Origin of the sequence: Runella sp. (assembly GCF_965279615.1) — a bacterium.
GTDB lineage: Bacteria > Bacteroidota > Bacteroidia > Cytophagales > Spirosomataceae > Runella.
The window spans coordinates 573,706-587,146 of sequence record NZ_OZ257252.1 but is presented as its reverse complement, the minus strand read 5'-3'; the positions used below and the strand labels follow the sequence as shown (position 1 = coordinate 587,146).

General features: G+C 43.3%; 16 protein-coding genes. 2 read left to right on the top strand and 14 right to left on the bottom strand.

What is annotated here, in order from left to right; genetic code table 11:
* Positions 1-97: 97 nt before the first annotated feature.
* The 5 genes from ACQY73_RS02640 to ACQY73_RS02620 form a co-directional block, all read right to left on the bottom strand.
* Positions 98-382: an osmoprotectant transporter permease gene (locus ACQY73_RS02640; RefSeq protein ID WP_428661051.1), complete on the bottom strand. Its 285-nt coding sequence runs from the start codon at positions 380-382 to the stop codon at positions 98-100.
* Positions 383-416: 34 nt separating this feature from the next.
* Positions 417-704: a hypothetical protein gene (locus ACQY73_RS02635; protein WP_428661048.1), complete on the bottom strand. Its 288-nt coding sequence runs from the start codon at positions 702-704 to the stop codon at positions 417-419.
* A 17-nt stretch (positions 705-721) separates the two neighbouring features.
* Positions 722-1,333 (bottom strand): CbrC family protein, encoded by a 612-nt coding sequence (locus ACQY73_RS02630; RefSeq protein ID WP_428661045.1) that lies wholly within the window; start codon positions 1,331-1,333, stop codon positions 722-724.
* A gap of 201 nt (positions 1,334-1,534) precedes the next feature.
* The gene (locus ACQY73_RS02625) at positions 1,535-2,566 is read right to left on the bottom strand and encodes a PmoA family protein (protein WP_428661043.1); all 1,032 of its coding nucleotides are present in this window, start codon (positions 2,564-2,566) and stop codon (positions 1,535-1,537) included.
* Between the two features lie 59 nt (positions 2,567-2,625).
* Positions 2,626-2,988 (bottom strand): helix-turn-helix domain-containing protein, encoded by a 363-nt coding sequence (locus ACQY73_RS02620; RefSeq protein ID WP_428661041.1) that lies wholly within the window; start codon positions 2,986-2,988, stop codon positions 2,626-2,628.
* Positions 2,989-3,283: 295 nt separating this feature from the next.
* On the opposite strand from ACQY73_RS02620, the gene ACQY73_RS02615 reads away from it, so the two are divergent.
* Positions 3,284-3,586, top strand: a complete 303-nt coding sequence (locus ACQY73_RS02615) for a hypothetical protein (protein ID WP_428661039.1) — start codon at positions 3,284-3,286, stop codon at positions 3,584-3,586.
* Between the two features lie 424 nt (positions 3,587-4,010).
* Here the strand turns inward: ACQY73_RS02615 and ACQY73_RS02610 are convergent, their stop codons facing one another.
* On the bottom strand, positions 4,011-4,199 hold the full coding sequence (locus ACQY73_RS02610; RefSeq protein WP_428661036.1) for a hypothetical protein: 189 nt from the start codon (positions 4,197-4,199) through the stop codon (positions 4,011-4,013).
* A gap of 287 nt (positions 4,200-4,486) precedes the next feature.
* Between ACQY73_RS02610 and ACQY73_RS02605 the strand changes: the two genes are divergently transcribed.
* Positions 4,487-4,912 carry a hypothetical protein gene (locus tag ACQY73_RS02605; protein WP_428661033.1) on the top strand — a complete coding sequence of 142 codons (426 nt, stop codon included), beginning with the start codon at positions 4,487-4,489 and terminating at the stop codon, positions 4,910-4,912.
* A 223-nt stretch (positions 4,913-5,135) separates the two neighbouring features.
* On the opposite strand, the gene ACQY73_RS02600 is transcribed toward ACQY73_RS02605, so the two are convergent.
* From ACQY73_RS02600 to ACQY73_RS02565, 8 genes are all read right to left on the bottom strand, one after another.
* A complete protein-coding gene (locus ACQY73_RS02600; protein WP_428661031.1) occupies positions 5,136-6,215 on the bottom strand; it encodes a hypothetical protein in 1,080 nt (359 codons plus the stop codon).
* Between the two features lie 205 nt (positions 6,216-6,420).
* Positions 6,421-6,711 carry a hypothetical protein gene (locus tag ACQY73_RS02595; RefSeq protein ID WP_428661029.1) on the bottom strand — a complete coding sequence of 97 codons (291 nt, stop codon included), beginning with the start codon at positions 6,709-6,711 and terminating at the stop codon, positions 6,421-6,423.
* A 122-nt stretch (positions 6,712-6,833) separates the two neighbouring features.
* Entirely contained in the window at positions 6,834-8,132 is a 1,299-nt protein-coding gene (locus tag ACQY73_RS02590; protein WP_428661027.1) for a hypothetical protein, read from the bottom strand.
* Between the two features lie 525 nt (positions 8,133-8,657).
* Positions 8,658-9,512 carry a DUF5694 domain-containing protein gene (locus ACQY73_RS02585; protein WP_428661024.1) on the bottom strand — a complete coding sequence of 285 codons (855 nt, stop codon included), beginning with the start codon at positions 9,510-9,512 and terminating at the stop codon, positions 8,658-8,660.
* 79 nt (positions 9,513-9,591) lie between these two features.
* Positions 9,592-10,407, bottom strand: a complete 816-nt coding sequence (locus tag ACQY73_RS02580) for a DUF4097 family beta strand repeat-containing protein (RefSeq protein WP_428661022.1) — start codon at positions 10,405-10,407, stop codon at positions 9,592-9,594.
* Positions 10,408-10,458: 51 nt separating this feature from the next.
* A complete protein-coding gene (locus ACQY73_RS02575) occupies positions 10,459-11,301 on the bottom strand; it encodes a HEAT repeat domain-containing protein (RefSeq protein ID WP_428661019.1) in 843 nt (280 codons plus the stop codon).
* The gene (locus ACQY73_RS02570; protein ID WP_428661016.1) at positions 11,285-11,842 is read right to left on the bottom strand and encodes an RNA polymerase sigma factor; all 558 of its coding nucleotides are present in this window, start codon (positions 11,840-11,842) and stop codon (positions 11,285-11,287) included. Before ACQY73_RS02570 ends, ACQY73_RS02575 begins: the two co-directional genes overlap by 17 nt.
* A 657-nt stretch (positions 11,843-12,499) precedes the next feature.
* Positions 12,500-13,438, bottom strand: coding sequence for a nuclear transport factor 2 family protein (locus ACQY73_RS02565; protein WP_428661013.1), 939 nt, complete (start codon positions 13,436-13,438; stop codon positions 12,500-12,502).
* Positions 13,439-13,441: the final 3 nt, after the last annotated feature.

Genomic DNA, 13,441 nt, shown 5'->3' with positions numbered 1-13,441 from the left:
TTGGGTTTTATGACGTTAAAAACGTCGTAAAACAACAAAAACCTTTTACGCAGAACAACAGCCTTCGGCTGAATCGTCAAAAAAGCAGCATGGAAGGTTAATTCCAGCGAGGTTTGGTGATCAGAATCATAAGCAGGAATAAACCGTACAATAACCCGGGAACGGCCAAAATGGCGAGAACTATGTCTGCTAAATAAAGATATTGATGCGATTTTAGCCACAGGCTGCCAAGCATAATAGCTCCGATACCAATCACTATCAATGACCATAGGCCCATGTTGTAGGAAGACACAGAACCGTCGGCTAAACCTACGAAGAAAAAATACAACAGTACGAGTGAGATAACGGCATCAATACCCCAAAGAATCCAGAAAAGCAGCATCGTTTTGAATGATTAATTGTTGCAAAATTATTTTTCAGTAATGTCTATTACGAGTTTTTAACCATAATATGACACCGTAAATGGTAATAAGAACAGGCATGAGTGCCAATACGGCCGCAATGCTCATGCTCCAGCCGGTGTGAATGAACATAAAACCAATGTTGACGAGAATATAAATCCCTAATGCTAAGGTATAAACAACTCCTAAACCTTTCCCTGCCGGATCGGCGCCACTATCAGGAAACCAAATTTTGTAGAGCCAACACAGGAAAACGAGGATTTCTGCTGAGATGAGCGTCCGGGTAATTTGTTCAAAGGTCATAGCGAATCATTTATAAACTAGGAAGCGTCCCAAATCGTGACAATTTGATTGCTTATGAGGCTTTTGAATACGTAAAAAAGCGTATCGTACTCCGTACTTTCCTCATAGCTTTTAATGGCTTTGGCAGGCATATATTCGTCCCATAATTCATCCGCGTCTTCTTCGTCTTTTACGGTGTAATATAACGATAACTGAAAGGTCCATGCGCCGTCGTTGTTTTTGTCCAGTCGATTATACAAAGCCTTTGAACCATAGCCGATAAAGCTGCAATAATCCCCGTCAGCGCAGGGCCAATTCCAGTCCTGCCAACTGATAAGTTGAGGCGTTGTTTTTTCCAGTTCTTCCGTCTTTTCACGTACTATGTCTGCAATTTCATTTGACGCTAGGGCAGGGGAAAGCGTTTTAAGTTGCCGGCTTAATTCCTCGGTATCCCCTTCGCAGGTAGTAATGGCATAGGATTTCAGTTTCCCGTTGGCAAGGCAGTCGGAACAAATGGCATGAATGCTTTCTTCACCGTAAAATGCGGTGGCATCAAAGCAGCGTTTGGACTCCTCACAGATGGAGCAGTGCGTTTTTTCTTCTATGAAATGAGCGAATTTTTCCGGCTGTTCGAAATACTTAAATTTCATCGCAGTGCTTCGTTTGTGCCGATAAAACTAAGCAATGGAAGAGGTGTGCAAAAAAAAGGATTGCTTAGGCGTGGGGAATAAGGACTAAAGCGTTAAGTATGTGATTTGAAGCGTTTTTGTTTTAAACCATATAAGGCATATGAGGGAATATAAGCAAATCGGTCTTATATTCCCTCATATGCCTTATATGGTTTTATAAAACTATTTTACTTTACCGAAATCAGCCGCGATCTGATTGATCTTATCGTCTGATAATGTTTCGGAAGCAATGACAGTGCGGTAGCGGAACGTTGTCGATTCGCCGTTTTTAAGTTGCAGATTCAATTCTTCCTTTCCATTGCTGAATACTTTCATTCCCAGCGGATTAGCGGCGAAAAGGCCGTAGCCGCGAGCGTGCCAATAAGTAGGATAACCTACGTTTTTGGGGTGATCCAGAATGACGACGTTGACAGTTTCGTTGCCCATTTTCCCGCGCAGATTGCACCAACGCGCGCGTTTGCTCCATACATCTTCGCCTTCAATGCCCTCGCTGTTGCGGTAGCTGCCCGATACACCGGTATTGTCCATAGTAGGTACTTTGGTTGCAATACCGCTCGCATCTGTAAATACTTCAGGGCTTTTGGAAGGATGCTCCAATTGGCGGGCTACACGAATCGCAAACATCCCGTCTTTCACATCTTTGAACGTGACCAAATCCGTTTTGGCCGTGAGCGTGGTAATGCGGTCTATGGTGCGGGTGGTGGCATCGCCGCTGAATAAATAAGTGGTTGTTTCGGTCAGCATGAGCGCGCCGTTTTTGTCGAGCCAATCGGCCGTTACGGTCAATTCTCCCTGCTTTTTACCGCTTTTTATGCTTTTGATGCCCGTATGGACAATGGTTCCGTACGTTCCTTTGGAGTGATTGACGCTCAAAGAGTTGTTCCAAAAGTCGTGGCCGTTGACGGCTTCGTAGTTGAGCCACATTCCGACGTGGTGCGGGTGGTCTACACGCTCGCCCGGACGCGGATTGATCGGCCAACCGCGCGTAATGTCGGTGCCGTTGGCGGTGCGGAGTGGGTACAGCACGGCTTTTTTCAGCACGTCAGGCCCGGGATAAAAATAATCGGTAAAAGGTTTGCCGTCGATGGTGACCTCAACTTTTTTATCGGCCGATTTATCCGTCAAAACAACTCCCTTTTGGGCCATTGCACCAAGGGACAAAAGAGTCAGTACAGAACAAAGAATAGACTTCATGAAGGTTGTATAGTGGTTAATTTTACGTACAGTTTGCAGTATATTACGTATAGATAATGTTAATTAGATACCGGATTAATATTTTTAGTTTGAACCTGCTTTTGAAGTTGCTCTATTTTCTCATCCTTGTTTTTCATAGCCTGCCGTTGAAGCGAAATAAGCTCATCTTTAGTGATGGTGATGTAATTTTCGCTATGCTCATCCAATTTCGGCAAGGTGCCATCCTTAGTGCCTGTTCCTTTGAGAAGCCAGTCCAAACTCACTCCATACACTTCGGATATTTTGATAGCCAATTCTAATGACATTTGAGAGCGATTATTCTCAACGCTTGAGATATTGGCTGCTTTCACGCCAAGTTTTTCCGAAAACTCATTTAAAGTTTTTATGCCTCTTACTTCTCTAACTCTTTCTCCTACAGTCATTTATTAATGGCGATTGTTTATAATCATTAAAAATGATTCAATTATATTATAAATTACTTGCTTAATTATGATAACATTGTAATATTTATGATAATATTAAATAAACATCATACTCGCTTGTCAAGTATAACAAGCAAATATGTAAATATCAAATTATATGAATCAAGAAGAAGGAAGCGAACGGCCTGAAACCGGGCTGGAAGGCTCTAAGCGTATACCACGCCCTAAACCCATCATAGCATTATCATCTGTTTTTACTTGTTCTCAATTGTTTTCAACATAAACCGCTACTGAAATGCCGAATTCAGATCATCAGATGATGCCGATTCCACGTTTTCTCCGCGTAAACCGCGCTTTTCCTTATGTCGAACGCGTCATTGACAGTAAGGTTTATGGCTCGTATGCCGCCAATCCCATCCGAACCATCATGCTGTACGCCAATGATAATCAGGGTAATACAAAATCAAATACGCATAATTTGCTGCTTTGCAAGCTGGTTGTCAAAGTCGGCAATCGCTTCGAACCCGCATTCAATCCGGAGATTGTCGAACATAACGAAGAGGCAAAAAAAGCCTTAATGCAGCTGGTGGCATCTTAGCAATATACCAACGCCCGGTTGCCGGCAGTCGGAAGTACAAAGATTCATTCAACAATTCAATTGCTTCTTATTCCTTTAAATCACTCACTCGGGTTTCCTTAAAGAAACCTTGGTTTCCTGTCTAAAATAAAAGAACCGTCTGCCATTGGCAGACGGTTCTTATGTCATTGCCCCTTACTATTATGATGATTTAAAAAGGTAATGCCATCCGTCATTTCCTGAATGTTTTACTTCCATAAATCCCGGTTAACTCAAAAGCAATTTTGCCGCCAAGCCTATTCACGGAGCATCTCGTGTCATAAAAAAGTTATCAAGCGGTAGTTATCCCCCTTTACGATCATAGGAAACCAAGGATTCCTACGTATTTTTGAAGGATCAATGCCGGAGGTGCCCCGTATGTATATACGAAGCGACTGTGCTTATTTCATTCTTCAAACATGCGGGTGCCGATCCGGTAGAATTCACAAAAGGAATGCACTGAAATGCGCGTTTTGTTGAGGGCCTTGCGCACTTTTGCCATCATGTAGTCGGCATAACTCTCCGAGTAAACACCGTTTCTTGCCAGAAACTTCGCGTTTACTTCCACACTCTCTAAATTGGGTACTGAAGCCATTCAATTCTCACAGGTAAGGTTTCTAACGTCAGTGGGTGGGGGGTGCAGATGCAAGTTACTATGTTTCTTATTGTTCTCCAAAAAGCTCAGTTTCCTGGAGGGAACCCAAGGATACCTTAGGTTCTTCTCCCAATTCTTCATTTTTCTCCAAAAACCTTGGTTTCCTCAAGGAAACCAAGGTATCCTGCCTTTGGCGGAACCTTAGGAAACCTTAGGTATTCCGAGGGGGGTATTTTGACCCTAATCGGCAGCGTGTCAACTTCGTACACTCATTAAGCCCTTTGCCGATGTCCGTGTATCAAGCCCGTACCCGTGGCCCCTTCACCCAGCAGGTATCGCTCAAGATCGGAGCTACCCTGGAGAAGTATTTCATGCAGCTCCACGCCGAGTCCGGCTATCCGCTTAATACCATGGGCGTAAAACCCCTTTATCCTATGGCATCTGAAACAGACAATGAGTCCGAACAAACCGAGGCGAGACTCTTCCAATTTGAACAGCGACTTACGGGTCTGGCCCGCATCTCCATGATCACAGCTATCCTGGCGTGTATCGCAGTATTTATCATCGGTTGCCTCGGACTGGTCATGTCGGTCTTCTCCCGAAGAGTACGGCAGCGTTGGAAGTGGTGGTTGGGACTGGCGGCGGGCGGCACCGGCTTCATCGGAATGGTTTCCCGGGCCTTGGGTAAATTACCGACCTTTTTACGGCGGTAACCGTCTTTACTTTCCTGTTTTTTTTCATGTACTGCAGCAAAACGCCCTGCCAATTGGCGGGGCGCTTTTGTTTTTGTGTTCTTTTCTACGAAAATTCCGACGTTACTTCTATAGTTAGCATTGGAAGAGTATAACCGATAGTAAGGCCGCTTGCTTCTTCTCCGATCTGCTTTCTGATAAAACAGATTTGACAGCACTCTTACAACACGCCGGGTTTGTAAAATCACTTACCGGTTGTTTTTCCGAAATAAAGGCTCAGACTCAGCTGTGATGAAATTATTTTAATCTCGGAGTAACCGGTTTTTACCAAAGGAATTCTCCCTATCTCCAGATCTATTCTTCTTTTATAACTTATCCCGACGGAAAAAGTCAGTGCTGCATTAGCCTCATTAATACTTTTGGCACTTTCAAAATCAAAGGCGAAAAAGGGTCGTATGTTTCCACTGCCCATATAGGAGCCGAGTCCAAACGTGAACGATTTGACAGTTTGTTTTTTGGAATTAATTGGGGTGTTGGGAATCCACAGGTAGGAGGCTCTGATAAAACGATTATAGTTCTTCCCCGGAATGTTCACTCTCAGCTTTCCTCCATAGATCGGTGATTGATTATTGAAGTTGTAACCCACTACCGGCGCAAGATTCAAAAGCAATTTTTTCGCTGCTGATTGATAAGAGATAACATTGGGATCAAATTCCGAGTTATATTTTATGAAGTAATCTCTCAGGCTGCTTTCACGGTAGAGTGGAGTGGGCTGACTGAAATTGACGGCGTCGGATGTAAGGGCTTTAAGTTGAGATTTATAGTCGGCTTTGGTTAATTTATAGTTATTTCTGTTGGCATCGGAAACAAAATAGGTATAGTTGATCAGTTCTGTTACTTCAGAATTGCTCATTACATAATACCGTGTGATACCGTAGTTATCTTCGCCGGCATACAGAGAGGCTTTTGCTCCGCCCACTTTTTTTTGAATAAAGAGTTGCTTATAAACAGGATTAACGGACAGGGGTGAGGTGGCATAGGTGGCATTCGGGCTGATGTCACGAACAGGTAATTTCAAACTTTCGTATTCTTCCTTTAATGAACTCAGGAAAATCTTCTTCGCGTTTTCTGCTGCTACAGTTTCAGTTGCTCCCTCATTATTTCTTCTGAAATCAACACTTTCAAAAGGTTTTTCCATGCTTTTGTACTCCGCCATACCCCTTATTGTATCACCCTCTAAAGTAATATAGTAAGCCGGCAGGTATTGTTTCTGACCGAGAGCCATTGAGGACAAAAGTAATAAACACAGGGTTTTAAGTTTCATAAGTAATTGGTTTTGGTTTTTATGCTACAAAATTTACCCATGACCTTAACGTGAGAAAACCAAATCAACGTTGCCGTAAGGTAATATATCTGCCTGCTTCTCATTTTATTTTCCTTAACTGTTAACGGTGTTTCAATACATGTTTAAGAATATATAGCGGGGCAAAACAGGAAAATTGGACAGCAGAATCTAACGTGTGACGTTGTTAATTTTCTGATAGTCTAATAAAGAACAGTGGCGCATCCTCTTGATCATTTTCATCTATAACGATGCTTTCCCATTCTTCACCGCTGAATGCCTCATTACAGTATTCCCTGAAGTACGTATCCGTTTCAAAAATGTCCATTAGGGCCGGCACTGTAATGGGGTAGAGTATTGAATTACTGATTCGGGTAGCCAGCGAGCTATAATCATCCTTCAATGCAGCTTTATAATGAATTTTATATTGAGTAGGATGCTCTTCAAAAGGGGTAAAGGAAATTAAAGCTTCAACCAATAGTATGTATTAAGGGCAATCAAGCCTTTTATTGTAAATTAAAGTCTTGATTGACACAGAAAATTACCGAAACCCTTGAATTTCGACTTTTACAAAACAGCGCCGAAGTTAATAAACGTTATCTAAAAAGGAATAGTATAGCCATGTACAACGGTATTTGCCGAATAATCAGAATAGTACAAATTAAGCATTCTATGAGATTCGATCCACTGTAAACCATGAATGGTAAGAGAGCCGTTACTCAACCGTGTTGTCAGCGGACGGGATGTTCGAGTTTTCATGTCATATAACCAAACAGCAGCATAGCCGGACACGCTATTGAGATAGGCTATTTTCGATGCCTGATCTATTGGGGTAGGAAAACCAATTTCATGTAGTTGGGGATGATCCGTCAAACTTTCATAACTGCCTTTTGACAAATTAAAAACAATAGGGTCACTTGAAGTTGCCCCTATAACATGACTTACAGCGTTGTAGCCATGCACCCCTCCATTCAAACTGGTAGATCCCCCAAGGAGTAAGCGATTTTCATCAAGCCATACAAAACTATATTTGTCATATCTTGTAGGGCTGCCCGGGGCTGTAAGGCTGTCATTAGCAACAAACAGTTGTTGAACAGGTGACGGAGTGGGGATGGGGATATCTAAAAAGATTGACTTTTCGTCCTGACTCCAGATATAACCGGCGAGCCATGAGCTTGGAAGGCGGATACGTTTAATCAATCGTAAGCTGTCTTGCGATTGATCGAAATCAAAAATATCCATTGATGCCGGTATAGATTTGATGTCAGCATAATGAGTGCCGATAGCCACTTTAGTATTCGATTTACTCCAGGCGGGGTAACCCGCTTGCTCACTTAATTTTACCCAACGATTTGTTTTTAAGTTGTGAAGAAAGGTTCCTGTGCCCCAATAGCCAACCAGTACCTTCGTGGTGTCCTGAAAGTAAGATAAGTATTCGATTGGATTTTTGTTAAAAGTGGTGATATCTGCGGGTAAACGTACCGGTTTCAATGGATTGTATTTGCCGGGGATAGCCATCACATTTTCCGAATAACTGTAATAGGGATTATCGGTAATCAGATGTACTTTAAAGTGATATTGTTTGCCTGAAATCAGGCCCGTAAACTGAAGTAAAGTGTCCGTAACAGGTAGTGTTTTGTAAAGTGTCAAATCTGAAGGTAATTCACCAAAATATACGTCGATGCGCTTAGGGACAACTAAGGATACGGGACTGCGTGAATAATTTCCTGCGGAATAAGCGTATTTCCATTGCAGTGTAATGGCGGATTCAGACGGATCAGCCCAGACATGGGTCCATTGTGGATAAGGATCGAGCTCCGGTTCACGTTTGATACAGCCTGTTAATAGAAGGCAGAGCAGAGGTCCGATAAGGATGTATCGCCGCGATATATTATTCATATGTTACAATATTTTTCGGTATTCGTGGTGTCTGCAGAGCCCTGAATACTTTTCTGAATAGAGCTAATTACGATATGCATTCATTATAAATATGTTAAGCCCATGCAGTAACGGATATATTCAAATTTCATCATTTTTTTCGAAATAAAAGGCGGACTCTGAGATTTTATGTGTCAATCATAACTTTACCTAACAATATTAAGTAATTTGCCAATGCTTCAACCGTCTCAAAAAACGGGGGTATAAATGTACTGCAAAATGGAAATAAGAGGCTGAAATACAGGTTATAAAAGCGACCTGCAAAGCAGTTCAATAATGAATTTTATGAAAAATAGCCTCTTTGCCCGGCTTTTCAAATAACCGAAATGCTTCTCTCTTTTTTGCCCCGAGAAAAGTTTTACAAAAGCTTTTGCAAAACTTTTCTCATCGTTGTTTTCCTCCTTGCAGTATGATCAAAGCGGCTTTATCAACTCTTGCTCACAGTCTGCACACGGAAGTAGTCGGGTACTAACCGAAATTTCTTATTCATTTAACGACCTCTGAAAAAGCTACTGCCTTCATTTGGGGGTTGCCCTCAAACATGTGGCGCAAAGACTCAATATGGCCCATGCCGTACACCACCAGGACCCGTTCATCCTCAGGGCCGATATTGCGCATGATATTTGTGTAAATATGTAGGTTGCGAACAATATTGGAGATGGAACCCGTTACACCGAAATCGTGCGCATTTTTATCCATAATCATGATGTTGTTGGCATAATACAGCTTTTTGGAAAATTCCGGTGAGTTGAGGATTTTCAACGATTCTTTGACCGATAACGACGCGATCTCCCGATAAGTGGTCTTAAAATACGCAAGAACCGATTCTGCATTTACGGTCCACCAACCGTTTTCATCCACCTGAATTGTTTCGAAATGCCTGCTGACCGATTGTTGATACTCTCGGTACAACCGGTCGAAAGTCGAATTGTTTGTTGTGTCCGATAACTTCCAATGCACCCCGATCACTGCTTTAGGAAGCTTTAATCGTTGTGCTAACCGAGTCCCCAACTGAAAAGATTCACTGCCCGCCCATCCGTCGGTGGGTAACAACCCTTTCTCTGCCAACACATAAGCACTATCCCAGTGGGCCTGCAGGGAGGGCATCACTTCGACAAATATTTTCGTCGGACGAAATTTCTGTAACTGATCGAGTACTTCATTGATTTCCTGTTGGCGTTTGGGACTCAGCATATTATCCGAATCCACTTTTAACGGGTCGTCAGTACCGGCCATATGGTAAGAGCCTACCAATAGAATTTCTGTCTTCGGTTGAGCATGAACGGAAGATAAAATGCCTCCAATAAAGAGCATAAGCAATGGGATCTGTTTGTTGAACATATCAGCAGTTGTTTAATGTAAGAATGAAATAAGGGAGTTGAGAAAGATTCAGGTCACCGGCGGTGAAGCTGCACAGCGCCTATTTAGGACTCTTTTTCAGGTAGATATTGCCGTAGTAATTTTTAATCATGATCTCCGGACCACCCCCGTTGATCCTGCCGTGCAGCCAATCATCGAGGGTTGTCCTTTTTCGACCTGAATCATCCGAGTAAACAGTTTTAGTCTGACTTTTAGCAATATCGAAGTCGCTGAAAACTTCACCCCGTTCGGACTTTACTTTAACATTGGCTTTCAGCGAAGCCGGGCATGCGATATCAATTTGCCCGCCCATCGAAGAAAAAGCCATTGGTTTAGTAAGCCGGCCGGGTTGAAAAGACGCCTGTAAGCGGCCATTGTAGGTATTTGCCACGACTGATCCGCCTATATTGGTCAAGGTGATCGAACCGGTAGTGTTGTCCACTTCCATGTTGCCGATCACATTTTCAACCATGATATCCCCTTTATCATACGTGCGTAGTTTCAGCGACATTCGCTGAGGTACCCTGATCGTCAAATTGACCGGCATGAAAGCGCTGTTGGTGCTTACTTTAATGTGATTATTCTCTTCCTCAGCCAAAAGCCCCAACGGGTTGCCTCCGTCGATGCGTTTCATCCCTTTACTGTTGCTTTCATTCGTTCGACTCAGTAACTCACCGGTAGAGGCGGCATCAATAATTATTTCTTTGCCTGTATACCCTTTGACGTGTATATGTCCATAAACCAACTCAATTTCCAGCGTACCCGGCTTTTCAGGAATTGTTAATGCGACGGTTAGTCGGTCTTTGTGGTTGTTTTGGACAATGCCCGAGGTAAAGCCCGATACTACTAAAAAAAAGATAATCAGATAGTGATTCATTGCAGTAGGCAGTATAATTCAGAAAAGAAGTAGAAACAGTTTGAAGCTTTTTCAGGAAAGCAGCTTAATTGATTGTTCAATTTTAGCTTTAACCACCGGACGAACCCCTTTTTGTCGGAACAGTTGTTGAAGCGGCTTTATGGAGCGTTTTTCCTGCAATTTTACCATTAGGTCCGCCAGAGCCATTTGAACTAACGGAGAGTCCTGATGAGCCAGCGACCGAATGAGGCCTTCTCTTACCTGCGGATTGTCGGCATACTGTGTCAGGGCATCAAGCGTTACCAGGCGCACATTGATATTGGTGTCATAAGTGAGCGTGGTTAACAGTGCATCAATCACATTAGCATCAGCCTGATCCAGTTCGGCAGAAAGGCTGACGGCCTGAAGGCGTTCTGTGGCAGAAGGATTTTCCAATAATGAAAGCATCATCATCCGGCGCATCTGCTGTACCTGCACTTCCATTGTATCGATCCGCTGTTGAGCGGTATCGGACAGTGTATTCGGTTCACGCCACCGGTAGCCTGCCACCACTCCTATGCCCAGTAACAGCAGACAAAAAGCTATCTGCAACCCAATGACGGGTCTCCGGCCGAAGTGAAAAAAGTTCGTCAACCGTGATCGAAAATCGGGCATTGAAATGGGTTCTTCCTGCTCTATTGAATATAGCATTTCAAAAAAACGGGTCTGCATTTCGGGACCGGGGTTTGGTGCTCGGTCGGTGTGCAACCATTGCTGCAGTTGCCGCGTAACGGCTGCATCCTGCCGGCAGTCCGGACATTGAGCTATGTGGGCATCAAAATCCTTTTGATCCTTCGGCTCCAGATGATTCTTCAGTCCCTCCGGCAGCCACTCTTTTGCTTGGGAACAACTAAGGCGATTATCGTTCGTATTCATGATTGAGATAGATGGTCTTTAACTCATGGATGGCCCGGTGAACCCGGGTTTTGACTGCTCCTTCCGTTATATTCAGGATCTGAGCAATTTCTTTATATTTCAGTTCCTGATACTCACTCATCACCAATACCTCACGGTGAGCGGTACTGAGCCGGGCCAGCGCCACGTGAAGCCGGGCAACCTGTTCGGATTTCTGCAATGCTTCGTCGGCCGGAGTACCCCCCTCGATCCGTTCGGCGTAGTCTGCCAGATTATACTGTTGAGATCTTTGTTTATTTTGCTGAATCTCATCCAGCAACACGTTGCGGGCCAGCTGATACATCCAACTTCGAAAGGCCCCTTCACCGGTGAAAGATTGTCGGTATTTGATCATTCGATAGAAAACCGTCTGAACCATATCTTCACCGGCGGCGGAGTTACTGCACATATGGTAAAAGAAGCCGAAGAGCTCGCGATGGTAGCGTTTAAAAAGCAAACCCATCGGATGCAAATTGCCCTCTTTAACCCGGAGCATCAGTGCGTTATCAGTGAGTGAATTCAAGCGTGTACAGGATAATCGTTAGCAAATTCAGTGTGGAGACCGGCAAAATCGGAAAAGGTTACGAACACAACGAATTATTTTTTACCCGACCTGCCTTTTATTTCATCACCAAACTTCAAATCGTTTCTTAGAACTACATTTGCGACAAAATCCATGTGTGTCACGATGGCTTTCTTGCCCGGGATATTGAGGGCATCATGAAAGAATTAAATGTATTCTTGCTGATTGAAGAAATCAGAGGATAGCATGTATTCACCGGCCTATTCTGATTTTGTCATGCCACCGGTCAATGCCGTCAAGGAATTAAAGAAAAAATGATAAGTTGAAAAAAAGTAGAAGCTTAGCGAAAATGGTCGCGGATAAACAATAATCTGCTTCTGACATTAAGGTAGATGCTTCCTCTAAAAACATAATACCTAATATAAAACAGTCTCAGTAAAGGGGGGTATAAATGTACTGCAAACTGGAGATAAGAAACTGAAATACAGGCTATAAAGGTGGCTTGCAAAGCAGTTCGATATGGTACTGTTGACCAACTGATTATTCAAATGGAAAATAAAGTGGAACCAACATCACAAATCAATGTTTATTTTTGCCTTAGTACCTGAGTTTGTGATACGCTTTGTTCATATACAAATGACGGATCAATAATGAATACTAATGGCCGTAACTGACCACTTTTACTACTTTCCATTGATCGCCCTTTTTCTGCCAGATCATCACGAATTGCGGTGATGCTGTCACTTCTTCAGGGCTACCCTTAAAGCTGGTATAAAAACGATGCATCCCAACCTCCATGGCCCCAAAGCCGGGGATAGGAAAAACCTTCAGACTGTTTTTGTCGAGTTCTCTTCGTTCAACATAATTGGCTGCGGTATCGGTAAAGTGCTTCGCATTAATAGCCATGCTCGTCTTGTAATCCATCAAGCCGCTTTTGTCGTGATAGAATTCCAATGACTCATCATACATATTTTTCAGCGTGGCCAGATCCTTGTGATTGATGGCATTGAATAGCTTGGTGTCCATCTGTTCAATGATGGCGTACAGACTATCTTTGTGAGCGGCCTGGAAGTTTTCCAACGATATGAACTGTTTGGTCAGTTTCCAGTCTCCGTCTTTTAAAACCCAGGTGTTTGTAAAGCGGGAAACGTCTATCAACCGGTCGGGTTGCCCGGCTTTGGTCAGGAAATAGTTTTGGACACCCATTTGGATAGCCGTATTGTCGCTTGTCGTATAGGCTTGCAACGTGCCGGCTACAACCCTTCTTACTTTTTTAAAGGAAGCGGGGTCATTATTTCGGGTGCAATAACTTTTGAAGTCATTGATGAACCGTTCCCGGTCAACTACACCTGTATATTTCGGGCCACCATTATCCTGTAGAAATTGAAAGTCCGGTGCCAGTATAGACGACAATTCATTGAAGTTGCAGGTGTTTAGGATATCATTGAAAACGAGACTATCCTTGATGGCCAGTGTTTTGCAGAGTGCTGCTTCGCTGGCTTTGGTGGTACTCTGGGCATTAATTTGATAAGAGGTCGCAAAAACGAATAAGGCCGAAATGGCGATTCTCCATACTGGTTTGGCTGTCTTTTTCATGTA